This is a genomic window from Thalassospira marina, assembly GCF_002844375.1.
In the GTDB taxonomy this organism is placed as follows: domain Bacteria; phylum Pseudomonadota; class Alphaproteobacteria; order Rhodospirillales; family Thalassospiraceae; genus Thalassospira; species Thalassospira marina.
Genome location: NZ_CP024200.1, coordinates 1 through 25,088 on the forward strand (window position 1 = coordinate 1; position 25,088 = coordinate 25,088).

The 25,088-nt window shown below is 53.8% G+C and carries 17 protein-coding genes; 10 read left to right on the forward strand and 7 right to left on the reverse strand.

Annotated features, from left to right (window positions below; translation table 11 throughout):
• The 10 genes from CSC3H3_RS20570 (at position 1) to traI (ending at position 12,852) form a co-directional block, all read left to right on the forward strand.
• Positions 1-2,268: a hypothetical protein gene (locus tag CSC3H3_RS20570; protein WP_101286351.1), complete on the forward strand. Its 2,268-nt coding sequence runs from the start codon at positions 1-3 to the stop codon at positions 2,266-2,268.
• Positions 2,265-3,272: an ATPase, T2SS/T4P/T4SS family gene (locus tag CSC3H3_RS20575; protein WP_101283216.1), complete on the forward strand. Its 1,008-nt coding sequence runs from the start codon at positions 2,265-2,267 to the stop codon at positions 3,270-3,272. Before CSC3H3_RS20570 ends, CSC3H3_RS20575 begins: the two co-directional genes overlap by 4 nt.
• Positions 3,269-5,149, forward strand: a complete 1,881-nt coding sequence (locus CSC3H3_RS20580) for a type IV secretory system conjugative DNA transfer family protein (RefSeq protein WP_101283214.1) — start codon at positions 3,269-3,271, stop codon at positions 5,147-5,149. The genes CSC3H3_RS20575 and CSC3H3_RS20580 overlap by 4 nt, the downstream gene beginning before the upstream one ends.
• Complete coding sequence (locus tag CSC3H3_RS20585; RefSeq protein ID WP_101283212.1) at positions 5,142-5,396, forward strand: hypothetical protein; 255 nt, start codon at positions 5,142-5,144, stop codon at positions 5,394-5,396. Before CSC3H3_RS20580 ends, CSC3H3_RS20585 begins: the two co-directional genes overlap by 8 nt.
• A 67-nt stretch (positions 5,397-5,463) precedes the next feature.
• Positions 5,464-5,664 (forward strand): hypothetical protein, encoded by a 201-nt coding sequence (locus tag CSC3H3_RS24740; protein ID WP_157831973.1) that lies wholly within the window; start codon positions 5,464-5,466, stop codon positions 5,662-5,664.
• Positions 5,651-6,385 (forward strand): ArdC-like ssDNA-binding domain-containing protein, encoded by a 735-nt coding sequence (locus tag CSC3H3_RS20590; protein WP_101286352.1) that lies wholly within the window; start codon positions 5,651-5,653, stop codon positions 6,383-6,385. The genes CSC3H3_RS24740 and CSC3H3_RS20590 overlap by 14 nt, the downstream gene beginning before the upstream one ends.
• Before the next feature lie 15 nt (positions 6,386-6,400).
• The gene (locus tag CSC3H3_RS20595) at positions 6,401-9,076 is read left to right on the forward strand and encodes a zincin-like metallopeptidase domain-containing protein (RefSeq protein WP_101286353.1); all 2,676 of its coding nucleotides are present in this window, start codon (positions 6,401-6,403) and stop codon (positions 9,074-9,076) included.
• Between the two features lie 62 nt (positions 9,077-9,138).
• Positions 9,139-9,510: a hypothetical protein gene (locus CSC3H3_RS20600; RefSeq protein WP_157831974.1), complete on the forward strand. Its 372-nt coding sequence runs from the start codon at positions 9,139-9,141 to the stop codon at positions 9,508-9,510.
• The gene (locus CSC3H3_RS20605) at positions 9,497-9,856 is read left to right on the forward strand and encodes a plasmid mobilization protein (RefSeq protein ID WP_101286355.1); all 360 of its coding nucleotides are present in this window, start codon (positions 9,497-9,499) and stop codon (positions 9,854-9,856) included. The genes CSC3H3_RS20600 and CSC3H3_RS20605 overlap by 14 nt, the downstream gene beginning before the upstream one ends.
• Positions 9,853-12,852: a TraI/MobA(P) family conjugative relaxase gene (traI, locus tag CSC3H3_RS20610; RefSeq protein ID WP_101286356.1), complete on the forward strand. Its 3,000-nt coding sequence runs from the start codon at positions 9,853-9,855 to the stop codon at positions 12,850-12,852. The genes CSC3H3_RS20605 and traI overlap by 4 nt, the downstream gene beginning before the upstream one ends.
• 152 nt (positions 12,853-13,004) lie before the next feature.
• Here traI and CSC3H3_RS20615 read toward each other — a convergent pair whose 3' ends face one another.
• The 7 genes from CSC3H3_RS20615 to CSC3H3_RS20645 all read right to left on the reverse strand — a co-directional run bounded on the left by CSC3H3_RS20615 (position 13,005) and on the right by CSC3H3_RS20645 (position 24,869).
• Positions 13,005-13,982, reverse strand: a complete 978-nt coding sequence (locus tag CSC3H3_RS20615) for a DNA cytosine methyltransferase (RefSeq protein ID WP_101286357.1) — start codon at positions 13,980-13,982, stop codon at positions 13,005-13,007.
• Between the two features lie 273 nt (positions 13,983-14,255).
• Complete coding sequence (locus tag CSC3H3_RS20620; protein WP_101286358.1) at positions 14,256-15,425, reverse strand: restriction endonuclease; 1,170 nt, start codon at positions 15,423-15,425, stop codon at positions 14,256-14,258.
• 9 nt (positions 15,426-15,434) lie between these two features.
• The gene (gene mzaE, locus CSC3H3_RS20625) at positions 15,435-17,228 is read right to left on the reverse strand and encodes an MZA anti-phage system associated AIPR family protein MzaE (RefSeq protein ID WP_101286359.1); all 1,794 of its coding nucleotides are present in this window, start codon (positions 17,226-17,228) and stop codon (positions 15,435-15,437) included.
• The gene (locus CSC3H3_RS20630) at positions 17,215-18,249 is read right to left on the reverse strand and encodes a PD-(D/E)XK motif protein (protein ID WP_101286360.1); all 1,035 of its coding nucleotides are present in this window, start codon (positions 18,247-18,249) and stop codon (positions 17,215-17,217) included. The genes mzaE and CSC3H3_RS20630 overlap by 14 nt, the downstream gene beginning before the upstream one ends.
• On the reverse strand, positions 18,233-21,094 hold the full coding sequence (locus CSC3H3_RS20635; protein WP_101286361.1) for a Z1 domain-containing protein: 2,862 nt from the start codon (positions 21,092-21,094) through the stop codon (positions 18,233-18,235). Before CSC3H3_RS20635 ends, CSC3H3_RS20630 begins: the two co-directional genes overlap by 17 nt.
• Positions 21,091-22,566 carry an ATP-binding protein gene (locus CSC3H3_RS20640; protein ID WP_101286362.1) on the reverse strand — a complete coding sequence of 492 codons (1,476 nt, stop codon included), beginning with the start codon at positions 22,564-22,566 and terminating at the stop codon, positions 21,091-21,093. The genes CSC3H3_RS20635 and CSC3H3_RS20640 overlap by 4 nt, the downstream gene beginning before the upstream one ends.
• A gap of 50 nt (positions 22,567-22,616) precedes the next feature.
• Positions 22,617-24,869: a sigma-70 family RNA polymerase sigma factor gene (locus tag CSC3H3_RS20645; protein WP_172963476.1), complete on the reverse strand. Its 2,253-nt coding sequence runs from the start codon at positions 24,867-24,869 to the stop codon at positions 22,617-22,619.
• Positions 24,870-25,088: the final 219 nt, after the last annotated feature.

The window sequence follows — 25,088 nt, forward strand, 5'->3', positions numbered from 1 at the left end:
ATGAAACCCATTTTGCCTGTTCTGTTATTCATTTGCGCCGGGCTGGCCGTAACCAGCCTGCCCGCTTCCGCCCAAAGCCCCGATGAAGATCTTGCAACGGCCCGCGCTGCCGTGACGCAAACCCCATCAGGGTCAAACGGGAATGTATCGAGTGATGATCCCAACATGGCCGACATGGTCAAAAAGGTCAAAATCATCACGCGGAGCAAAAGCACTACCGAGCTTCCTGAAAACACCCCGATTGCCCTTGATCTGGGGCTGGTCGATGTGCCCGGGGCCGATAGCAAGCTGACCGAAGGGGTCACGGCCAAAGCCTATGCCCGTTATGTGAAGGTCGAAGAACAGAAAGTTGGCCAGCTTGTGCTTTCCGGTGTCGAAAAGGATGGCCGGGCCGAAGCGCTGAATTCCGATGATTTTGTCGCCCAGTTCGCGCTCGAAAATGACCCCAAACTCGATCCAGCCGCACCCATCACGATTGAGGGCGATCAGAGCGAACTGATTGCAGCCCTCAAGCGCCTGGCTGTGGCCGGGGATGAGGAAACGGCAAGTAAAAAGGAAGTCGAGGAAGCTGGGGTGGGTGCCTCGGATGGCGCAGTCGCCTCGAATGCGGCGAGCAACCCGGATGCCGGATCTTACACCACCCCCGGTGCGCTGGAACTTGATGATACGCCGCAAACCTCCACCCGCATCACGGCGGAAGGCTGCAAGATGCGGATCGATCTCGATCAGCTCCAGGCGATCCAGCAAACCCGTATGGCCACCACAACGGACGGCGAAACCTCTTACGGCACCTGTGCCGATGGCGAAGAACGCTACAAAATCAATAAAAGCTATAGTGCCTGTTCCTATATCGAGGATATGGACGCTCGCACGGCCACAGCTTCCTTCATCTATTATTACACCGATGGCTCGGGCAATCGCGTCGAACATGGCGAGTGTCAGCCCGATCCCGAAGCCCGCTTTGACATTGTTGAAGACAGCGAAGCCTGCCGCGTCACGCTCGATTACGATGCCGGTGACGTCATCACCAATGCCAAACTGGTTTATTCCAACCAGAGCGGCCGCAAGGTCGAAGTCCGTGATTGCAGCCCGTCCGAAGAAATCGCCCCGGCGCCGATGACGGCAACGTCTGAGGGCTGCGACATTCGCGATGATTTTGACGCCGGTGTTTCCTATCAGCGTCACAAATATGTCTATGAACTGAACGGCGTTTCCTACAGCACCGCCTGCACCGATAGCGGTACCGAATTTGCCCATGAAACCGTCTATAAAACCGATGGTGGCGATTATGTCTGCACGCCGCTGATCAACAGCAAGGACAAATCCGTCACCCTGCAAAGCCGGGTGCGCATTCTGGTCAATGGTCTCGAACAGTTCCGCACCGCCTGCACGCCCGACACCACCAGCATGGACGTTATCGCCACCACCGAAGGCTGCGAGGATCCGGCCTATTGGACACACAGCCTCAGTGCCGGCCAGAGTTATGGCAGCGAGCGCTATTACTACTTCTATGACGACAAGCAGGAATTCATCACCGATTGTCAGAAAAGCGATCAGGTTTATACCCACCAGATCGAGATTACCGGCTGGCAGCCCCATGATGACCAGCTTTTCGCCTATGCCCTGTCCACCGTCTATATCGATGGTACGCCGCAAGGGCGCTACAACATCAAGACCAGCGAAGTTCTGCCCGGAACGGCCCAGACGCCCTATAGCTATGATGGGGAAAGTACGGCTCCGACCAACGACATCAGCTATGAAGACTGCACCAAATTCCAGGGCCAGAATCTGGTCAAAAACTATACCCGCCCGGATGGCACCAAATACAGTCTGGTGGCTGGTGAAGCTGATCCGATCAGTGTCGGCGATGTCTGCTCGGTACAGATCACCTGGGGACTGGACACCTACGCAACATATGCCCTGAACAGCTCCAACTACAGTACGGCTGGAAATGTCTGCGGCACAACTAGCCTGAGCTACAATTATTCATCAGGCGACAATGATTTCAGCGGCACTAAGAGCACCGCCAATCATTGCGCGTTTACTGATGCAATTGGTACGAAAAGCATCGTTCGCGAAGATGGCGAAGTGATTGGCGAACCGGTCAGCAAGAGCTGCCGCGCCACAGCCTCAGCACCTTCAATCCAGAACTACCGCACCCAAAACGGGGGTCAGGCAATACAGTTTAGGTCCTTTGGTCCAGCCTATCCTGTCCTGACGACAGCCATCCGCAGCCAGTGCATTGTCAATTGGGGGTGGCCACTATGAACGCCATCAACCCGCTTTATAAAAATATCATGGCCCCGCTGGCACGCTATTACGACGATCCCAAAACCGTCGAAGTGCGGCTTAACCGCCCGGGCGAGATTATTGTAGACCGGCGCGGCGAGGGCAAAATGCGCATTGTCGATGCCGATCTCAGCCTCGCCCGGATCGAACGGATCTGTCGCAGTCTTGGCAACCAGCGCGGGCTGCCCTTTGATGGCGATACCCATCCCATTCTCTCGACGGCCCTTGAAGAAGGCCATCGCTTTGAATGCCTGGTCGGACCCTCGGTCCGCACCGGGCTGAGCCTTGCCATTCGCTGCAAACATCCCTTCACCCCGGGCTGGGACCAGATTGTCCCGCCGGCCAGCAAGAATGCCGGCACCCCGCTTGAAGAAACCCTGCCCCTGCATCGCATCGCCTGTGAAAGCGAGATCCGCGATGTGCTGACCGAGGCCATGCTGGGGGCCAAAAACATCATGATCTCGGGCGGGACCAATACCGGCAAAACCACCCTGCTCAATCTTCTGCTCTCAACACTCGCCGATGACATTCGCGTCATTGCTCTGGAAGACACTATGGAGCTGGCCCTGGATCCCTTCTGGGATGGCAATGGCTTGCTGGCGGCGCGCGAAAGCTCTGTCACCACCGGCATGGTCGATTGGCGGGTTCTGTTTGATCACGTCAATCGCATCACGCCTGACCGGGTGCTGTTTGGCGAGATTTCCACCAAAAACGCCTTTGCCGCCCTTGGCACCCTTAATGCCGGCACAACCGGTGTCACCTTCACCATCCATGCCACCAGCCCCAAACAGGCCATTCATCGCAAGTTCGACCAGAACATTGCCTGGGCAGGCATGAAGATGGACCGCATCCCGGAGTTTTTGACCGAGATGATCGATCTTGTCGTGCAGATCAAACGCGGGCCGGACGGCTTTCGCCGGATTACCGATCTCTGGCAGCCCGCCAATGACCATTACATCCTCAAAGACGGGAGGGCGGCATGACGGCCCGGCTTTATCATTTTGCCATGTTCCTCATCACCTTGGGCATGTTGGCCGGCGTGATCGCCGACTGGCATTTCAGTGTCGGGTTTGATCCGCGCAGCCTTGAATGGTGGCAATGGCTGTATGCCGCTGCCATTCACCCCGCCGGGCTGCCCGATAACATGCAATATCCCGCCCTGGTCATTCTCGGCTCCGGGATGCTGGTTTTGATTGTACTGGCCATCTTCTCGGCCCGGGCGCGCAACGATACGGTTTCGGGCAATCGCAAAGGCAGGGAACTGCATGGCTCAGCCCGCTGGGCCAATTGGCGGGATATCAAAAAGTCCCGCCTGCTCACCCGCAAAGGGGTGGTGATTGGCGGCTTTCCCCGGGCCTTTGGCAAAGTACGCGAATTGCGCCATCACGGCCCCGAACATGTGATGGCCTTTGCCCCGACCCGCAGTGGTAAAGGGGTCAGCATCATTTTACCAACCCTGCTCTCCTGGCCGGAAAGCGGCCTTGTGCTCGACATCAAGGGCGAGAATTACGCCAAAACCGCTGGCTGGAACCGCGATCAGGGCAAAACCGTGCTGCGTTTTGATCCCAGCAATCCCAACAATGATGAAACGGTACGCTTTAACCCGCTCGCCGAAATCCGCATCAATACCCGCCGTGACATCGCCGATTGCCAGAACATCGCCAATATGGTGGTCGATCCCGATGGCAAGGGCATTGCCGGCAATTACTGGCGGGAAGAAGGCTGGGGCTGGCTGTCTGTCGTCTTGCTCCATGTCATTTACAAGGTGCAGAAGGAAGAAGGCCGCATCGCCAATTTTGATGATGTGAATATCTTCCTTTCAGGCATCAGCACGGTCACCCCGCCCGACGAGGCGATTGAAGGCGACGAGGAAACGCCAACACCGCGTGCTTCCGGCAATGGCGATGACATGGATACCGAGGACAACTTTGTCGCCATCCTGCAAACAATGGCCACCTATGAGCATGGCCATGCCCATGTAAACAAGGAGGTTAAACGCGGCGCCAACGGCATGGCAATCAAGGCACCGCAGGAACGCTCGGGCGTGCATTCCAATGCCAAAACCCAGTTAACGCTCTATGCCGATCCCATCATTGCCGAAAATACCGCTGTCAGTGATTTCCGCCTGAATGATCTGATGAATGGCGAAAAACCCACCATGCTCTATCTGGTGTTTTCGCCAGCGGACAAGGACCGGTTGATCCCGCTGATCCGCATCATGATGAACCTGTTTCTCCGCCGTCTCACCGAAAAAATGGAGTTTGGCGATGGCGAGCAAAAGCAGGGCTATAAACACCGGCTGTTGCTAATGCTCGACGAGTTTCCCGCCCTTGGCAAACTCGAAGTCTTTGAAGAGGCCCTGGCCTTCATGGCTGGCTACGGCATCAAGGCCTACATCATCATCCAGAATATCGAGCAGCTTTATAAAAAATACGGCAAGGATGAATCCATCTTTGCCAACTGCCATGTCCGCATTGCCTTCACCCCCAACAAACTGCCGACCGCAGAGCTGCTTTCCAAGCTGGCGGGCAAGCAGACCATTGTCCAGCGCAAGCATTCGCGCTCGGGCAAGTTCGGCACCCCGGGATCACAATCGGAAAACCTCCATGAAGTCTCGCGCGATCTTCTGACCGCCGATGAAATCATGCGCCTGCCCATGATCGATGTGGATCCCGACGGCAAAAAGAAACCCAAGCCCGGCGACACCCTGATTTTTGTCGGCGGTCGCCCGCCGATCTGGGGCCGCCAGAAGCTCTATTTCCTTGACCCGGTTTTGCGCAGCCGCAGCCGGGTCCGGCCGCCAAAAATGACGCAATCCCTTCCCTCCCCCAACAGCTCGCAGGAGACCACCTATGTCTGACATTCCCAAAATCCGTCCTGTTGAAACCGCCAACGCCCATCTTTCAGAAAGCGACTATTTCAAGCTGGCAACCGAAGGGGTGAACCGTGCCGGTGAAGAGGGTCCGCTCCATGTTGATCCCGATGTGGCCGACGATATGGGCGCGTTTCGTGAAACCGCCCTGTCCGACCAGGACGCGCTTGACAGCCATTTTGACGGGCTTGATCCGACCGCTGATGAGGATAGCGGCGAGGATGCTGCCTCATGAGCCTTTCCATTGAAGAAACGAGAAGATCGCAAACGATTTCTTAAAGGAATATCGTGGCAATATACCCGTGACAGTGCGTGTCGCGCAGGACCCGGAGGACCTTTATGGACCAGACGCCAAAGGCCAGGGCATACAGGGAAGTTACCACCCCGCAAGGGGACTATTTACCCTTGCCAGCCGAAATCTACATAGTGCGCAGGAAGCCCGCACCGTCATCCGCCACGAACTGCTCGGGCATTACGGGCTTAATACCTTTGCGCCGGGATGACAAACGCGATCTGCTCCATCGTGTTCTCGAAACACGACAGGAACCATCGCTAAAACCCTTCTGGGACCGGGTTGATCGCGATTACGCCGATCAGCCCGAACTTTTCAAAGCCGAGGAAGTGTTCGCCTTCGTTGCCGAAGATGAACGCAGTTTTACCAGCCGTGCGTGGGACAAAACCCGTGCGGTGTTTGCGCGTGCCTTGCGCACAGCGGGCCTGATCCAAAGCCCGCTCACCCTCCCCGAACTGCGTCAAACCGCCCAATCCGTTGCCACCGGCATTCGGAACGGCACCCGGCTGCAACAAACCTTCCCCGAAAATGACCAGGCTCAGTTCCGAAAGGACACGCAAATGAGCGAGAAAAAATCCTATCGCGACCAGGTGGTCGAAGAATTGCTCACCCATATCGAAGCCGGCACCGCCCCCTGGCAAAAGCCCTGGGATCCGGGCAAAGTCCGCTGGGGCCGTTCAATCCGTTCTGGGGCCAATTATCGCGGCATCAATGCATTGTGGCTGGAAACACGCGGCCATGAAGACCCGCGCTGGATGACCTACCGGCAGGCGACGGCGCAGAATGCCCAGGTGCGCAAGGGCGAAAAAGGCACCAAAATCGAATATTGGAAATGGACCGACAAACAATCCGTGCTCGATGCGGAGGGCAAACCGGTTCTTGGTGAAAACGGCAGGGTTAAAACCCGGGAAGTGCGCCTGGATCGTCCCTAGGTCTTTCATGCCGTTGTGTTCAATGCCGAACAGATCGACGGCCTCGCCCCTTTCATTGCCCCGGAACCGACTTTCTCACCGGTCGAGCGGGCCGAAGAACTGCTCAAACAGGGCGAGGTTCCCATCCTTCATGACCAGAAGGATCGGGCCTTTTACCGCCCGATGAGTGATGAAATCCATCTGCCGCCGCAAAATGCCTTTCACAGCCAATATGACTATTACGCAACCGCTCTGCACGAGCTGGGCCATTCCACCGGCCACCAAAACCGCATGGCGCGGGAGTTCGGGCCGTTTGGCTCCGAGGCCTATGCCAGGGTAGAACTGCGCGCCGAGATTGCCAGCTACATGCTGACCACCGAACTGGGGCTTGGCCATTATCCGGAACGCCATGCCGCCTATGTCGGAAGCTGGATGCGCACCATCAAGGAAGACCGGAACGTCCTGTTCACTGCCGCCCGGGATGCCGAACAGATCCGAAGCTGGGTGAGCCAACCGGAACTGCGTGAACAGCTCAAGCCTGTTCTGGCACAGGAAAAGCAGCAGGAGGCCACCAAAATGGTCCGCAAGAACAGGATTGTGCCCGAACAGCGCGAAGACCTTCCCGGCTGGAATGAAAAGGACGTCCGGGAGAACTGGATGCTCCATGCAGGCCGGCTTGAAAACATGGTCAATATCGATATCGAAAGGATGGTCGAGGCCAAAAACGCCTTTGATCAGATCGATATCGCTGGACAAGGTTCTGACGATCCGGCCATTCGCGAGGGTGCAAAACGGCACCAGCAGGAAACCTTTGCCCGCATGGACAAACTGGGGAACTTTACCACCAGCTATGCCGAACTGCTCTCGGTGATGTATGACGCCCATCCCGATCAGGATCATTTTAAGCCCCTTCGCCCGGACTGGTTCATTCCGGCAGAGAAGCGCGAAAATGACCTGGCCAAAAGCCTGGGCACGGATCCCGCCCGGGGCGTTGCGGATCGGGTCTTTGAGCGACAGGCAGAAAACACGGCAGTCAAAATCAAAGAAGACTGGATGTTACACGCCGCCCGTCTTGATGGTTTGCCCGACGGCGAGGCCCGGGCCCTGAATGATGCAAAGAACTCTTTCCAACGCATCGATGTCTGGTGGCAATATTCTGATGATCCCGACAAAAAAGACCGCTCTTTTAACCAGGAACGGGAAACCTTCACGACGATGGCCGACCTTGCGGGCCGCTCTGCCAAACATGCCGAACTGCTCTCGGCCATGTATGACGCCCATCCTGATCAGGACTATTTTAAGCCGCTGCGCCCGCAATGGTTTGTGCCGGAAGCACAACGCACCAGTGAACTGGTGAAAAGCCTTGGGGCTGATCCGGGACAGAAAATGGCGGACCGGTTTATCGCCGAGCAAAAACAGGCGCGCCAGGAAAGCCGGGCGACGAACCTTGCTGCAACGACCGGACCAGCCTCCCAGCCCAAAGAAGCTGTGGTAAACAATATCGCCCCGGGGACTGAACCAAATACTCCGAAGAAGCGCCATTACCTCAATGTCCCCTATAGCGAGAAGAACGACGCCAAGGCACTTGGCGCGAAATGGGACCGGCGGGCGAAGTCCTGGTATGTGCAGGACGACACTGATCTCAAACCTTTTGCCCGCTGGAACGAACAAACTCTCGAAAAACCGCAATCCCGGATGCGCCCGGAAGAGGAATTTGCTCTGGCCTGCCGTGAAAATGGTCTGGTGATCGAAGGCCTGCCCACCATGGATGGCAAATGGCACCGTGTTTCGGTGGAAAGCGACCGCAAAGGCCAGAAGAGCGGTTCCTATCGTGGTTTTATCGAAGGCATTCCGGCCGGCAATATCGTCAATTACAAATCCGGGAACGAGCCGGTGAAATGGGTCAGTTCGGCTGCCGAGCGCAACCCGGCCGAGATTGAACGCAGCAAGGCCGAAGCTGCCGCCCGCAAGGCGCAAATGGAAGAAAACCTCAAAGCCCAATACAAACAGGTGGCCAAACGCGCCTATGCCATGGTTCAGGGCGCTGATACCGCCAGCAGTGATCATGTCTATCTGCAACGCAAGCAGGTGGGCGGAGAAACGCTAAAACAGGACATTCACAACAATCTGCTGATGCCGATGACCACTGCCAAAGGCTTTATCGAGAATGTCCAGGTCATCACGCCCGATGGCAGCAAACGCTTCCTCAAGGATGGGCGCAAAACCGGGCTGATGCACATGATCCCGGGCACAAAGAAAGGCCCGATCCTGATTGTCGAAGGATATGCCACCGGCAAAAGCCTCAATATGGCCACCGACTATCAGACCGCCATTGCGATGGATAGCGGCAATCTCGCCCCGGTCGCCGAAGCCCTGCAAAAAGCCTTCCCCGACCGGCCCTTGATCATCGCCGCCGATGATGATCATGGGGTTGAAGCCAGACAGGGCATCAATCCCGGTATCAAAGGGGCCGAACGCGCAGCGGCACTGGTGGATGCTGCTGTTATCCGGCCCAACCTCTCCCCGGCGGAGAAACAGGCGGGCCTCACCGACTTTAACGATCTGCATGTCGCACGCGGCATCGACAGCCTGGCCAAAACCGTCAAGCAGCAGATCAAAGAACTGGGCCTGACGCAAAAACTGCAAAAGGCCCAGACCCTGCCTGCGCCCAAACAGCAGCAGCGTTCGCAACGCCAGCAAGTGGCGATCTAATCCTCTGCCGGTGGCTCTCTATAAGGGCCACCGGCATCTTTAGCGAGCATTTATAAAGGATCATGATGATGTCAAAAGCCTCTCCCGAGGCCATTTTCCGGGCGCGTGCCCGGCTTGACGAAGCACAGGATGTTTTCTGTGACGACTGTGGCCCGGCCCTGATTTTTGCCCTGCAATCCGGTGAGACCACCCTGTCGCTTGATATGCCGACACTCCTGCAATATCTCTATGTCGCTGAACAGAAAACCGCCATACCGAGCCTGGGCGCAGACTGGTGGAACAGCGTAATCGTTCATTACAATAAGGGATCGGTGCTGCGGGATTTTATAAACGGCCACCCGCGCCATTCCTGCTGCCACATGGAAAACTGCCCGGTTCCGGGACAAGCGCAAATTACCGGATTTTTTAACGAGAAAAGTCATGGCAACAAATAACCGACGTCTGTTGGTCACATTGCCGGAAGCCGAGAGCCAGAGGCTCGACCAGTTGGCCGATCAACTGCGACTAAGCCGCTCCGAACTTCTGCGCCGTCTTCTCATGAACAGCAAACTGCCCGATCAGCGCACATTTGAAGCCTCCCAGGCCATTCTTGATCTTCTCAGGGTCAATGCCGACCAGGCGCGTCTCGGCAATCTCTTTAAACTGGCCCTAGATGAACCGCTGAGCGCCGATCTGCTGGCCAAGTTTGATCAGCTGATCATCGACATTACGGCGACCCAGAATGCGCTTAAAAGTCTGGTCCGCGAGATTGACCGTTCCCTGCATCGTAAAGCGTCATGATCGCCAAGAAGATCCCCAAGAACGCCCATATCGCCGATAATTATAAAGAACTGGCCCATTATATTGCGGCGGCCAAAGAGGCCGGCGAAAAGCTCGACCGTTTCTGGATTGCCCATTGTGGTGCTGGCAACAGCAAAGAGGATCTGGATCTTGCCCTGGTCGAGATTGAAGCCGTGCGCCGCCTCAAACCCGATGTCAAAGACAAGTCCTATCACATGATTATCTCGTTCCGCCCGGGCGAGAAAGACCGGCTGTCGGATCAGGACTTAAAGGACATTGCCGAAACCTATGCCGGGGCGCTGGGTTTTAGCGGCCATCAATATGTGGCCGGCACCCATATCAATACCGACAATTTTCATATGCACATCGCCTTTAACCGGGTGCATCCAGAGACGCTCCAGCTCGTCACCCCCTATCGCGATTTTAAAATCCTCGACCGGGTCTCGCGCCAGCTTGAAAAGAAATATGGCCTGTTTGTCGATAACGGCATGGCACAACGCAAAGATAACAGCGCCAAACTCTCCCCTTCCGCCCGCGACTATGAATCCCAGACCTGGCAGGAAAGTTTCCAGAACCATGTGCTGGGTCATCGTAAAGAGATTTTAAAACAAACGGCAGACGCGAAGACCTGGCAGGATCTGCATCAGGTTCTGGGTGATTACGACATCAGACTTAAAAAGCGCGGCAATGGCTTTGTGCTGCTCGGACCGGATGGCCAGGGCATGAAAGCATCAGCCCTGGATCGTTCCCTAAGCAAAGCCGCTCTGGAAAAGAAACTGGGGACCTTCAAGCCATCTGGCGAAGAACAGAAAGCGACACAGGAAAAACCATCACGGCCCAAACAACGCTATAAACGCCGCCCGACCCTGCGCCATCCTGCCATGCCGCCGCTGTGGCGCAAATATCTCGGCACGCAAAGAATGACCCCGGCCCCACCTTCCAGTCTGTTGAGCCGGTCACTGTCAAACTGGAAGCTGTTTCTGGTCAGTGAGGCCTATCGTGATCCACTGGCTGCGGTGTTCCTGATCGCCCATCAGGAAATGCTGCATCTGGTGTTTGGCGAGGATCGCCCCACACCGGTCACAAAGCTGGCCAACCCGGCGCTGAAGGCCTGGAAAGAGGCCGGACACTGGGCCAAGGCCAAATCCCTTAAATGGCTGTCAGAGACCCGCTCCACCGGTCGGGGCTGTCGCATGGATGATGACGGCAACCTTCTCGTGCCGTTCAGGGACCGCGATGGCCATTTGCAAGCCGTGCGGCTCTATTCGCCGGAGGGTAAAAGCCTCGATATTGGCAATAAGCGGACACACGGGCTGGTGCATCTCATTGATCCCCGAAAACAGATCGACAAAGGCCCGGTGATCTTTACCGCCGATTATGCCGATGCCGTTAAAATCCATGATGCCACACGGCGACCGGTAATTGTTCTGGCCGATCCTAATGACATGCGTCAGGTGCTCAAAGAGCATCAACGGCGATACCCGAACAGCACAGCAATCATTGCCGATCCCACCATCCCGCGCCAACCCAATGTGCCGATTGTGTCCCTACCCGATCAGGATGACGCCACCGACATTCGCCGCGCTTTTGTCGAGGCTACCGATGATAAAGCCTTCATGATCTGGGATACCTGCTCCGACTGGGCCAAGCCGGGCAATTCAGCCTGGCTCAAAGTCAGCGGCCTGCGGGGTTATGGCGTCAAGCTCACAGACAAAGGCAATATTGCCGTACCGCTGCGCGACCGCTCTGGCCGGATTGAGAATGTCATGCTGATCGACAAACAGAGTCGCCAAAGCTTGGTGCAGGACACCCCGGCAGATCAGGTCCTGATGCACAGGATCGATCCGCAAAGACGCGGGGATCAGGATACACTGATCATCGCCCGGGATTATGCCGATGCTGCGGCGCTGCATCGGGCGACAAACTGCCCGGTGATGGTCCCCGCCAGACCGGCGGACTGGGCGGACCTGGCTCGCCATATGCGCGAAAAAAACAACAATGCTGAAATCATTGTGGCACTCGGCGCAATAGAACAGCCAGACGACGCAGAAAAAGCAGCAAAACTGGGCATGGAGATTGTGCGCCCGAAGATGGCGACTTCGTTCAAAGATTATGCCGCGCCCCGTGACGGCAACAAGGCCTCACGCCTGATTGCCAGCGGTGCAGCACCTTACAAGTTCGATTTCGAGAAGTCGGAATCCAGTTTTGTTACCCTTCAGGATGCCAACGGCGTGGAGCGCACGCTGTGGGGCATTGATATTGCGCAGAGCGTTGATCAGGCCGACGCCAAGCCCGGCGACTGGATTACGCTGGAGGTCGCGGAAACCAAAGAAGTCGAGGTCGAGGAAGAATATCGTGACAAAACCGGCCAGATCCAAACCCGGACCATCAAAACACATCGCAATGTCTGGAAAACGCAGATAAAGGATGATCCGGCCAAAACGCCAACCATGACGGCTCTACGTACTGAACTGGCCCAAAAGGTCGGCGATAATGCCTGGCACGCCTGGCAAACCGCGAAGCCTGCTGACAAACAGACCATCAAAGCCAGAGCAGAACTGGGCTCAGCCAAAGCCTGGGCGCAGTATCGTGTCGATCAAGACGGCAAGGTTCTCATCCCGCTGCGTGACAGCGGCAACCGTCTGGCCGCGCTCTACCGAATTGATACCGATGGATCAGGCAAGATGATCACGGGACCAGGCAGCGACAACGGGCTGCATCACGTCGTTGGTGGCAAGCTGTCAAAGAACCCCAAAGAGCCGATCCTGATTGCCGATGACCTGGTGAGCGCCATCGAGCTTAACCGACTGACCGGAAAGCCGGTGGTGTGGGCAGTAAAGGCTGAGAACCTGAAGGCTGTGGCTGAAAACCTGCGGAAGTTTAATCCCAAGCATGAACTCGTGATTGCGGCGACGGATGCGCATGTGGCCAAGGAAAATCGACCGATGGCGTTCGAGAGAATAAGATCGAATATCGATGTTCAAAGAATTCCATGATAGTTTTCGACGTTATTCACCCTTCTGGCTCTAAAGATAAATTGTCTACGAAGAGCTCTCAATCGTCCAGTTTCAGAGCGAATTGCTCCTAAGCTCGCTTATTTATGAAGAACATAAGCCTTACTAAGTGGCTTAATCAAAAAAACAGTGCCTTATTCAGCAGCCTTTAATAGCTGCTCACTTCCGGTTAGAGAGCGAATAATGGCGTTCATCACCGGAGGACAGACACCATTTCCAAGAATTTTTATATGGTCACGACGTGATCCGAAGGGCATTTTATAGTTTTCGCCAAACCCCATTGCCTTTTGGAGTTCCGGAGGTTGCAGCATGCGGAGCATCGGAGTATCCCCTTCCCAAGTCACAAGACCAAAACGGTCAAGCGTGGTCAAAGTTCTGATAGGACGATCCAAAGGCTGCCACCCCCCACTTCCATCTGATCCATAGTAAACAATCAGGAAAGGAACTCCTCTTCCGAGCATTTCAATTGCACGTTCAGCTCTTTCAAGGGTTGCCTGTGCGCGTCGCTCATTATAGAGGGGTTTTGATTTCCAGGCTCCTTCCCAGATAATTACATCTGATTCCACGGTGCCTACCGGGTACTCTGATGTTACTATTGGCGACGGATTCTTATCCCTGTCGCAAAGCAGGAACAAACGACGACGTTTCTGTGGCACTCCGAAATTCGATGCATCCAGTACCTGAGGAAGTACGTTGTAACCGAGATCCTCAAGTTCACAGATAAGAGGGTCATATCCACGCCAACTACGCATGTGTACAACATTCTCAAGGACGATCCAGCGAGGGCTAAGGTCCTTTGCAAAATTAAGGACATACCTAGCTGTCATCTTGCTACCTTCATCCCTCGGACGACCTCCCTTGGCGCAAGTATGGTTGGTGCATTCCGGCGACGCCAGGATGAGGTCAATAGGTCCTAAGTCCGGAACCAGTTTAGATCCAGAGCTCTCGTCCAAGCACAAATTGACACCTCGGGCAGAGCCGAAATTGGCCTCAAATGTCTGAGCGGCCAAGTCCCACGCATCAATACCACACACGATCTCAGCACCAGCTGCCTGAGCTCCCCAGGCGCTGCCCCCACCACCACAAAAAAGATCCAAGGTTCGCAATTTCATATTCAGTGTCTTACCAGGTTCCCAATGGAGGCGCCACTAATTCATTCTTGATTTATAGGATTATTATTTTATCTTCAATGAGCATGACAAGTTGACGAGGCGACATCTATAGAGAACACCTGATCCGGTGCTAACAAAGAAAAGTCACCCTTGAGCCATTCCGATCCAAACACCTGTTTTGTGATTCTCTACAACCAGTTTTGTCAACACTAAGCATCTTCAGTAACGCCATAAGTTACGTGAATGATTGCGGTTTCTTTGATGAAATTCAGATCACACTGATTTTTGGTCAAGCCTTTGCAACCACGAGAGCAAAGTTTGCGCAGAGGAAAATCCTTTTTCCACAAAAATTCTAACAATATCTGATCCAGAAATAATAACTATTGGATGCCCATCTTCTTTAATTTCTTTATATGCTTGGCTGTTCACCCAAGAGGTTGTAACCAAAATACCAAATTGTCTATGGCGCAGCCTTGAAATCAGTCTGGAAAGTTCTTTGACTCCAACTGAATTTTTAGAACTATAGCACTTGGCTTCCATTGCGAATTCTACCAAGACAGAAGATGTTTTACGGCCAATTAGAAACTTCCCTACCGCATCTCGACCTCCATCGCGCACACTCCTTGTCAAGTCAATTGAGACAACACTCTCTCCCAAAAAGAGACGCACAATTTCAGCCGCACATTTTTCGAAGGCATAAGGGTCCTTAGAATATTTTTCTAATATTACGTTTATTAAACTGATACCCTCTATTGCCGGAAGCTGCTCTTCCTTGGTTCGTATTTCTAGTGATCGCACAGCCTTTAAAGGACGACTAAAGCCAGTTTTTCTCCAATCTATCCATGCTTGAGGTGCTTCAGCTTCTAAATTATGGTTTGCTCTCAAAGAGTTTATCCATTTCCTCGTTATGGTCGGCACATCGAGAACCGTGAACTTCGCTTGGTAATTCTGAAAACGTTGATTTTTTGTTGTTTTCCATACTGCAACCAAATCGTCCATTGAGGACAGACCATCCACTCCTGGAACAACTAATCCTTTGAAAACCATATCTCGATATTCAGCTGCTTTGGAAAAAACAAAAATAGGAGGGATCAATTGGCGCTCTCCTGAGTGAAGTGCTTCAAACATATTTCTCAGAAGTATATTCCCATAACGAGGCGTTTCATGAATTTCCCGCCCAGGCTTCTTGTTGTCACCGAAATAAGTAAATACACCGGTTTCGTGGTCCAAGTCATCAGGCCACTCTGGATCCGACATACTCGTAGTCAACACAATCATTCGTGGATTATCACGAGAACCCAACACTCGAAATCCACCCTGAACACTTACACCGAGCAAACGATTTAACGGGTCATCTCCTGCATTCCCATTTCTATTGCCTTTATAAACAGCATCAATATTAAGATCAGCATCCGACAGATCGTTAAATAAAAATTTTTCCATTAAATCATCTCACCTAATTTCAGGGATATCATTAAGTGGTGATGAATACTTCGCACTTTTAACCATGACCCAGCATTCTGGCTTCTTAGACCATTCAGAGATCATTCGCCCCTCTGAAGTCTCATGAAGGACCCTGTTGACCTCAACTGCCCACGTCTGAACCTGTTCTTTTAACCGGGAGGAAATATCCTGTCTGAGCCAGATCTTTTCAAGGTCAAGCTGGTCACCCAACCGGTTCGCCAGGAGCGAAACGGTATAGGTGGCCACATTTGCCTGGAACGCGGGAAACATCGGACGGACCAGTTTCTGAGTAGCCTTAAACAAAATGGCCCTGGCTATCATCCTCTTAAACTCTGGTACATCAGGAAGAGTGGCTTGGGAATCATCCACCTCGTCCCCGCCAATCCTGTTCATAAACCGCACAAAGTTCTTCTGGGCTCCGAAGCTGACAGAGTCCGGCAACTGATCCCAGGCGTTCAGGAACTTTGCCAAGTCAGTCTTGGTGATCTTTCGTGCAGGAGGAATGGACTGTTTAAGGTTTGTCAATCGGGCGGGCGTCGTTCCTTCTCGTGCAAGCATTGTTTTATAACTGCCAGCAGCTCGCTCGTAGAACCAACGACCGATACCATCCGGACAGTAGGTGGACATGGCCAGTTTTTCCACCTCGACGTGAAACGGCTTGTTGGCCGATAGATCCGATTGTCGAACCGAGTTCTGGCTGTTGGCGAACTTGGATATGTCAGAAATAAGGACCTCTTCCTGGACCGGATCTTCCGATTTCAAGACAATCACCTTGGCTGGAATTCGGACTCGCCTCAGGTTTATTTCCGGACTCTTCTTCTTGGTAAAGTAGATAGAAGCAGTGGTCTGACCGCCGTTTACAATCTGCATCCCCTTCAGCCACAGAATGCCGGGCCCGCCATCCTCTGTCCGTCCAAGGCTAAGTTCGTCTGCAACAATGACGATCCCGTTGTTATAGGCCATGAACCGCTCTGGGTCCTCCTTCAAGGTATCCCTGATGCCCCGGTTGACCTTTCCGGTCATGCTCAGGAAAGAGCGAACATTTGCTTCGAGAAGCCTTGCGCCATACTTCTCATACACGAAGCGCATCGCCTCACCGGGTATGACTGTCAGTGCATAGTCGTATTCTGCCATATCTCCAGGAATGTAGACACAGGGAAGCGGCGAGCCCGCAACCTCTTCAAAGTTTACGACAAGCTCGTCTCGGGGTTTTCCTTCCGACCAATGGCGATGAAGACGCTCGATGTCCATTACTTCGAGCATCACCGTCTTACCATTAACCTCCCTGGACTTGAAATTCTTGGCCTTGGCCTGTCGGTCTGTAAGGACATAAACTCTGATCTGGTCCAGGTTAGCATAACACCCCTGAATCGTCAGAACCAGAGCATAAGCGTCATTCGATTGGTCCATGGTGGACGCCAGACGACCCTGAGCACAATTTGCAAGAAAGCGCAGACACTGTTCAGCAGCCGTCTTAGTTTGCGCGTCCGGGATAGGGTTTACATCGTCAACGCCCTCATAGAGGCTGACAAATAGATCAAGCTGATCCGCTTCGTCTGAAACGGCATATCCGCTCAGGCGCAGATTGGCATTCCCGACTTTTGCTGCGTAGTGACATACAACCGGATCGAACGTCATGCCGATCTCGGACATGTGCTGCATCACCACCTCGGCGAAGACCGACTCGGGATAAGGATAGGCATTGCCGGGATCACCAAGACGATCACCAATTTCTGATCGGACCTCTGCTTGGGTTTGCCTGAGAAAATCAACGAGTTCCATTGTTTAACACCCCAAGTTGTTCGAATGCACAGTCCATTCCCACATCAGAAGCGCTGACAAGGTCGAGGTCCAATTCATACCGAACCTTCCTGATGACGGGATTGACATTATTCCGTGTCAGGGCCGGGAAAGCTCCATCAATCAACAAGATTCTTATATCGGCGAGTGCAAATCGTCGCCTGTAGCGATCCGAGAACGCCCGAAGGAAGCCAGTTCTGAGTACCAGTGACTCGAATTTACCTCGCGCCTCGGGCTTATCTTCAAGCTCTCGTAGGATGTCGTCGATGATAGCCGGCAACGTCATGCCACCAGGATCCAATACCAATCGAACTCCAGCCAAAAATAGGGGGGTGACTAGAGAGGCGTCAAGCTGCTCAAGAGAGCCGATGGTTGCCGGAAAACCGAGAGTTGCCACTGTGCTCTTCACCTCAATCGCTCCCAAGCCAAAAAGGAAATCATGGAGTCCATTTAACGGCCCGTGCCAGCCGTCTAGGACCGTCGTGGCTGGCAGCCCAGTTTCCAGTAGCGATTTAAGAAAGCACAGTTCGCCTGCCAGACCAGTTTCAGCCTCTGGCCCAAGGACCTCGGCTCTTGCTTGATGCATGAATTCCTGCCACGCCTTGATCCGACCAAGAAAGAGCTGGAAGAGCACTTGGTCTTCGACATGTCTGTAGACTTCAAGCATGCCAACAACATCCTCTGCCATCCGTGCAAACATGTCCAAACTGCCGACCGGCTGCCGGGAAAGTGCGATCCAGGTGTGAGAAACATCGGAAATCTTGTGCTTGATCCGCTCAACCCGAAACCCCTGCCCCTGGGGAAGTTGTCCCTCTAGAGGTAGGCGGACAGAGTTAAAGCCGACGAGAACTGCCTCTTCGTTTCCAGGGAAGTGCCGACCGGCAAGCAATCTTTGGGGGCCGAGTAGTTCGATCGGGATTGTTCGCCATCCTTCCGTCACGCCGTCGCTGGCCAGGGCGCGCCATGCAGTTTGCAGTCGGTCAAATTCACTCTGCAGAGCCATATTCCTGCTCCCACAGAACGTTGTTGACCTTGTATTCGACCTTTGTGCCAGATCTGCTGCCGGGGAAGCTTATGGCGAAAGCCACAATGGGCGGCGTATCTTCTGGAAATCCAGCCTCGGCCTTGAGAGGGTCAAGGCCATATAGAAAAAGTAGTCCCCGCTCAGGGTGAGCCTGGATCCCGGTCGCCCCGAATCCTCTGACCTTTCTGATGGCCGGGCCGTTCGGGATGTCTGGCTGTACCGCATCCTCGCGTCTACCGGGATCGGCACGCCAAGCCTCCTGGGTCATTTTGAGGGCCGCTTTCCAGGCTTCCTCCTCGAGGTCAATGGCCTCGTCACGCGGAGACATGAGCCTGCCAATGGAGTAGCGGTCTTCGTGCGTTCCCTTCATCTTTCGTTTCATCGTATCGATCACGATATCGTCACGCAGAGCCAAAGGTGCCCCTTCTCCGCCTCCGATCACCGCAACGGTCCAGTGGGTAAGTTCGCATTCAAGCGACATGGACTGGATGAACTCTGCCAGCAGGAGGCTGTTGACCTTGTGGGCGTCGGGGTGCGTCTTGTAGTTCGTCAGGAAATCGATGACATCCGAGGCGGAGACATCGGTCCAGAGGAAGCTACCAGCCCACTTCTGCCGGCTTCCATTTCGTGTGCGTTCGGGATCTACTTCTGGAGATCCGAGAGACAAAACAAGTCGCCTAGCCGTTGCTAGGTTCTGTTCAAGAATGCCTTTCGTCCTGTACAGCGCCACCGTCTCCAGAAGCTGTCCGCTGAAGGACAACATCAGGTTCTTCGCCGATCTCATCTTCAGCCTTGAGGTGACCATCAAGACCGAATGGGACTGGACCTTCAAGCCGTACTCCCTGGGTGTCGCCCCTGTGGCGGCCATGATGTCAAATTCCTCGCGAAGTTCCTCTGCCGCATCCGCGATGTGCCCGAACCACTCTGAAAGTTCTGATGTGGTGTAGAGACGGCACAGGTCGAGATAGCCTGGTCTGTAACCGAACCAGCGCCCCATCTGCATCAGCGTGTCATACATGCGAGATGCTCGAAGGAAATAACTGACGCAAAGACCCTCAAGGGTCAGCCCTCTGGCCAGTTTGTCACCACCAATTGCGATCACTTTCAGACCGGCGCCCTCGTGTTCGGAATAGTCCAGAGCATCCTTTGCTGTTCCATTGATCATCCGCACCTGAATGTCCGAAACCACATCGGCCAGTTGAGATGCCACTTCTTCCCAAGTGGGCACACCCTCTGGCACCAAGTCAGGGTAACTTCCGCTGATCCCGAGAGAGGTTGGCACAAAATCCCTCTGCCACAGGGATCTCATGTCGGCGAGGACCTGCTCATGCCCGATGCCGCGAGTGAGTCTTTGCCGAAGGTGTCGAATCTGTTCTTCAACCTGGAGATGGACGTGCCGCTGGACCGAATTGAAACGGGTCACATGAACCAGCATGGATGCATGTTCGCTTTCCTGGCCGCGCAACCGCCGAACGGCACATGCGAGCAAAAACGCGTTGATCGCTTCTATAAGAGACGGAGGTGGTGCATCCTCATCATTGAAAAGCGGGATGTGCCCATTCTTGTGTTTCTGAGGCATCCATCCTCCGAAACCCTCTTCAGTCGAGTGGTCGTGGATTTCCCGTATCAGATCGACGCCGCCATTCCTCCATTCCTCGTCGTTCTGTCCAAAAATCCTCACCGGACCTATGTAATTGGAAGGGGCAGCTAGGTTGACGATAAATGCTGATGGAAACAGATCCGGCCCCTCTTCGCGGGTTGCTCCTCTTTCGTGAATGAATATATTGGCAAAAGGGGTAGCCGTGTATCCGACATAGGCGGATCTCGCGAAGGAGAACAGAATGCGCCGGATCAGGCGATTGATGGTCGTTGGCTGGTGTTGGTCATCGGGCCGCCCGTCCAAATCAAACACCTGCTCGCCGGTATCGACGCTAGCGTGGTCCGCCTCATCATCGATAACCAGAAGAGGTAAGTTGGTCACAATCCTTCGACCACTTTCCTGATCATGAAGGTCGGCGACATGGTTCCTGATCCACCTCAGTAGCCGCTCAAGAACAGTCTTATTCTTTTTGACCACGAACAGCCAGGGCCGTTGCTCCGGGGAAATTCCCAGGTTCTTGGCCACGCTCGTCGTGAAGTCCCCCTTATTCGTTCTGTTGGTCGCGAAATTGGGGCGAATGCTCGGATCCCCGTCAATCTCACCTACTCCGATGATCTGGATGTCTTCCTGAACAGGCTTGGTCTCGTATCCGAGGAAGCCCTCGTCGAGCCGCATCTGAGTCTGTGACCGAAGGTTGTTATGAAGTCCGGCAAGAACGATCACTATCTTGTATCCCGCGTCGGCGGCCTTACATATGAGGCCCGTGTAGTGTCCGGTCTTGCCGGACTGGACATGCCCCACCACTAGCCCCCGGCGATCCCAACGGCCCTTGCGCAGCGGATCCTCCAGAAGTCCAAGCACTGTGTCCGTGGACTGGTCGAGCCCGTCCACCGCCTTGTAGGAAAGCTTTCGCTCAAGCCATTCTCTGTAGCGCTGCCAGTAGCGCCACTCCTGCTTTCTTGATGCGACAAGCCATGCTTCGTGTCCGGCATCGTTCGCCAGCAATGTGTCCTGGCCGATCCAGAGACTGAATCTGCGGATCAACTCGTCCGTGACATGATCCCTGTTGAGGCCGGAACCCCACCGTGGGTTCATCTTCAGAACCAATTCGATCTTCTTCGCGATGAGGACGGGAGTAATGGTAGCCTTGTCTCCTTCATCGAGCAGGAGCTCTTGAACAAACTTTATGACCTTTTGCTCGATGTCCGTGTTCGTCCCATTCATTGCCGCGCCTCCTTATCGACTGATATCTCGTCCGGCAGCGCGTCCACCAGATCCGGATAGTTTTGGAAGGGCTCCGTGTGAAGCAACCGTTCCTTTGCGCGGGAGGGACTTAGCCCTTTCCTGACAACCATGTTGCGAAACATCGTCTCAAGGACTGCTTTGACCTCATTTGGAGGGTCGTCAGCAAATCCAGTGCGAGGCGTTTCTCTTCCCTCGGTAGTGTCGAGCCAAATTCTTTGTACTGGAATTGTTTCCTCGATTATGCGTAGCATAGTTCTGATCTGAGGGGTCAATGGGCCGGCCTCTTCGATGACGGCATTTACCGCTGGGTGGTCACGATCGATCCGATAGCGTGTTCCCCCCTGAAAATGCTCGGTACGCCATACCTCTGCTACAGGCTGACTGTCTCCCAGCCGGGTTGCCTTTCCGCGGTGTGCAAAGACTCGCCGCGCTCGGGAACGTGTATCCTCGGCAAGCTTGGTCAGAATTGGGCGCACCTGGACGGTAGGTCTAGCGGTAGACTTACGAATATCGATTTTCCAGTCGGTATCGGCGGAATTTGGAATGTCCAACCTGATCCGTGCTAAGCGATGAGCTTCCTCCTTGGTCCAGGAGCGTCCCTGACCAAGTCCCAGCCAACTGCCAGCCACCAGGAGACGTCGGTTTCGATAGACATAGAAGCCCTGTTGGGCTGTCCAGCCGTCCGGGCCTGCAGCTAGGTCGTGCTCGTTCTGGCTCAGACGGTCTTTGTGAGGAAGCACGTGTCCCTGCATCTCTATCTTCCCTCCATCCGTTTCGAGAAGGACAAGAGGTGAGGTCCATGTTGCAGGGTGCCCGGATAGGAAGGGGTCCCAGGGGACTACCAACCGATCATTCAGGCGGATATTTAAGGTCGGGTTCGGCCCTGAGAGGTATCGGTGAAACACCATCGCCAAGTGCCGTTCTACTACGTCGACTAGTTCAAGAAAGTCCTGCTCCGTGAAGCCTAGTGTCACTATTCGGTCCAGCCGCTCCCAGAGAACCAACGTTCCCCTTTCTGCTGCTTGCAAGGGGACGAGAAGATCGCCAGAGGATTCCTCGGGGCCCTCCAACAGGTGCCAGCCGTCGTCAGGGCTTGCGGCAAGGACATCAAGATCCCAACGAAGGCAGCAGACTTCACCGTCTTGTTGCCGGCTTGCTACAGTCAGGCGTCGGCACTGTGAGAACGATGCCGTCTTTAAACCGATGCCAAAGCGCCCCAGGTCAGAAGCACTCCTGCTGTCGAGCGGGCTCTTTTCGCCCAACCGCATGGCGCAATCAAGCTGGGTATCATCCATGCCGCAACCATTGTCCTGTATCGCGACTACGCTGTCGGGTCCTTTCCAGATGAACCGGAGGTCGACCATGCAGGCATCCGCAGCAATGCTGTTGTCTATGATGTCAGCGATTGCGGTGGCGGTGGAGTAACCAAGCCCTCTTAGTGTCTCAATCATTGCCCCCGCCTTAGGAGGAGCGTGCCTGGATTTACTAACAATAGTCGTCATTAATCACCATCTCTTGCCCCGCCAAAAGTTTCCATGAACGTTCGCAATTTCTTAGAACGGCCGGGGTGGGCCAGCTTGCCGAGCGCCTTGGCCTCTATCTGCCGAATGCGCTCCCGTGTGACGCCATACATTTGTCCGACCTCTTCGAGAGTATGGTCATTGTGATCATCAAGTCCGAAGCGCAGCCGTAACACTTGCAATTCCCGTGCAGAAAGACACTCCATTGCCTCTGCCAGAGTTTCTTTCAGAGAAGCCAGTACGACAACTTCCTCTGGATTTAATGCGAATGAACCCTCGATACGTTCGTCTATGGAACACTCAATGCCCGGAAATGCCGTTATTGAAATTGGATCCTGAGGAGCTCGCAAAATTTCTCGAACGCGCTTCATCGGGAGACCAACTTCCTGAGCTAGCTGTTCTATTGTTGGTATCTTACCCAATTGGACACTGAGAGAATCCTTCGCTCTTTCTAACTTCTTAGCGCTTTCCACCATATAAACTGGAAATCGTATGAGTCGTTTCTTATCATTTATAGCTCTGGTGATGGATTGGCGGATCCACCATGTAGCGTAAGTCGAGAATTTTGCTCCATAAGAGGGGTCGAAACGATCAATTGCCTTCAAAAGCCCAATGTTGCCCTCCTGTATCAGGTCCATCAAATCCAAACCGCGGTATTTTCGGGCAATCCACAGAACCAATCTTAGATTGAAATTTACGAATAAATTTTTCGCCGCCTGAGCTCGGCCAAGTCCCCGATCCAATATCTCGATTGCTTGATGGCTTGAGCCATCTAATCTGATCTTGCTCCACAGGAGTTCGAGAAAATCACTTGAGAGCTCCAACCCTTGGATCTCTTCGGCAAGCCTATCGGCAAAAACTTCTCGTTCAAAAGTCGACTTCACACCAACCATTGCATCGTGAAGTGTCCGAATTGCATCAAATTTCAGAACGACTTCGACAGGGATCTCTGCATCAGAAACTATATCCAGGGCATCCAAATAAAAGTCATTGATGGCAACTTCATCGCCATTTTCGTCTTCATCGGCAAATTCCTCCGAGCTATAGGAATTGCTAAGATTACCTATTATCGACTGAATAGGAGCATCTCCGCGCTCGACACTTTCGAGCTGCTCAACAAGCTCGACCATAGCAGCGGGGGATCGGGCAACAGCCCTCAAAGTTTCCCGACATCCTTCGAAGATTTCTTGTGCTAGCGCAACTTCTTCTTCTCTCGAGAGAACCTTTGATGGTCCGATATCCCTATAGTACTGTCTCAGCGGATCGCTTGTGTAAGAAAGAAGATCGGAAAGAAAAACAAGCGCCTCATCTATAGTTGACGCAGTCCAGTTATCAAAGGCACCGTTTTCAGCTTGCTTTCTATAATCGTCTGGCTCAAGCGGCAGGCACCCGATAACATCAGATGCTTCTTCCACCTGTATCCGGAGATCTTGCAAAACGACTTCAAGGGCCATTAGATAATTGTCATCTGGGGTATCTATCTTATCTGGATCTGTCGGAACTGCTCTGAGTAGTTGTTGGGCGGTTACTCTGCCACCGTCTAAGCCGTCGCAAATAAGGTGCCTAGCAGCAGTCTGCCATATCATGTCTTCTTCGGATGCCGTACCCCGCCGAAGAATGAGAACACTAGGCAACTCAATGTCTACGTTAGACCAGTCCTCATCCATATCAATTGGTATGTGACGAGAAATTCTCTTCTGAACCTGCGCAGCCTCCAGGAGGCATGATGCATCTTCGTCCGGGATGGTAGGCTCAACTTCCTCCTCCCATAAGGAAAGATCTAATTCGTTACAATCCAGAGAGGAGCCTTCTGCTCCCTCATCCAGAATTGAAACAGTAGATGAGCCTTCGCCAACCTCACAACCTGACTCTCGAACATCCAGGCTCACAATAACAGGCGGATTTTGCCTTCTTTCAGGCGTTTGAGGCGGCAGATATACTCTCAAGACGTCTTCGATATCTTTCCAGCCATGCGCGATTGCAGATGATAGGGCGTCATTACCATCATCATCACATATCTCTGGATCTGCATCGGCTTCAAGTAATATACGGCATATATCCAAGTGACCCTTTTCAGCAGCAAAAATAAGCGCGGGTCGTCCTTTTTCGTCAACTGCATTTACCTCTGCTCCTTGCCGAAGAAGATGCGTCACCGCATCTTTTACTCCGCCAATAACAGCCATCTTGAACAATGGAGAAATACTAAGCCTATGGAGAGGTACATGTCTGTTCATTGCGTCCAACCATGTCACCATAAGTCCTTGGGCAGGACCAGTGGCAGGAACGGCGTAGCTATCATCTCATTAGTTTCCGCAAAACTCTTCCCTGGAAAACAACTTCGACAATGTCTTCCCTCTTAAGCATCAGAAGCTGGTTATCTTGAGGCCTACTGACAACGGACGCCGTGTGTAAACGCAGGCGCTTCAACGTATCGCGTAAAAGTTCTCGACAAC

Bases quoted from the DNA above. Each gene is read 5' to 3' on its own strand.
- CSC3H3_RS20570 (WP_101286351.1), top strand. From the start codon at position 1: ATGAAACCCATTTTGCCTGTTCTGTTATTCATTTGCGCCGGGCTGGCC.
- CSC3H3_RS20575 (WP_101283216.1), top strand. From the start codon at position 2,265: ATGAACGCCATCAACCCGCTTTATAAAAATATCATGGCCCCGCTGGCA.
- CSC3H3_RS20580 (WP_101283214.1), top strand. From the start codon at position 3,269: ATGACGGCCCGGCTTTATCATTTTGCCATGTTCCTCATCACCTTGGGC.
- CSC3H3_RS20585 (WP_101283212.1), top strand. From the start codon at position 5,142: ATGTCTGACATTCCCAAAATCCGTCCTGTTGAAACCGCCAACGCCCAT.
- CSC3H3_RS20600 (WP_157831974.1), top strand. From the start codon at position 9,139: ATGATGATGTCAAAAGCCTCTCCCGAGGCCATTTTCCGGGCGCGTGCC.
- CSC3H3_RS20605 (WP_101286355.1), top strand. From the start codon at position 9,497: ATGGCAACAAATAACCGACGTCTGTTGGTCACATTGCCGGAAGCCGAG.
- traI (WP_101286356.1), top strand. From the start codon at position 9,853: ATGATCGCCAAGAAGATCCCCAAGAACGCCCATATCGCCGATAATTAT.
- CSC3H3_RS20615 (WP_101286357.1), bottom strand. From the start codon at position 13,982: ATGAAATTGCGAACCTTGGATCTTTTTTGTGGTGGTGGGGGCAGCGCC.
- CSC3H3_RS20620 (WP_101286358.1), bottom strand. From the start codon at position 15,425: ATGGAAAAATTTTTATTTAACGATCTGTCGGATGCTGATCTTAATATT.
- mzaE (WP_101286359.1), bottom strand. From the start codon at position 17,228: ATGGAACTCGTTGATTTTCTCAGGCAAACCCAAGCAGAGGTCCGATCA.
- CSC3H3_RS20630 (WP_101286360.1), bottom strand. From the start codon at position 18,249: ATGGCTCTGCAGAGTGAATTTGACCGACTGCAAACTGCATGGCGCGCC.
- CSC3H3_RS20635 (WP_101286361.1), bottom strand. From the start codon at position 21,094: ATGAATGGGACGAACACGGACATCGAGCAAAAGGTCATAAAGTTTGTT.
- CSC3H3_RS20640 (WP_101286362.1), bottom strand. From the start codon at position 22,566: ATGATTGAGACACTAAGAGGGCTTGGTTACTCCACCGCCACCGCAATC.
- CSC3H3_RS20645 (WP_172963476.1), bottom strand. From the start codon at position 24,869: ATGAACAGACATGTACCTCTCCATAGGCTTAGTATTTCTCCATTGTTC.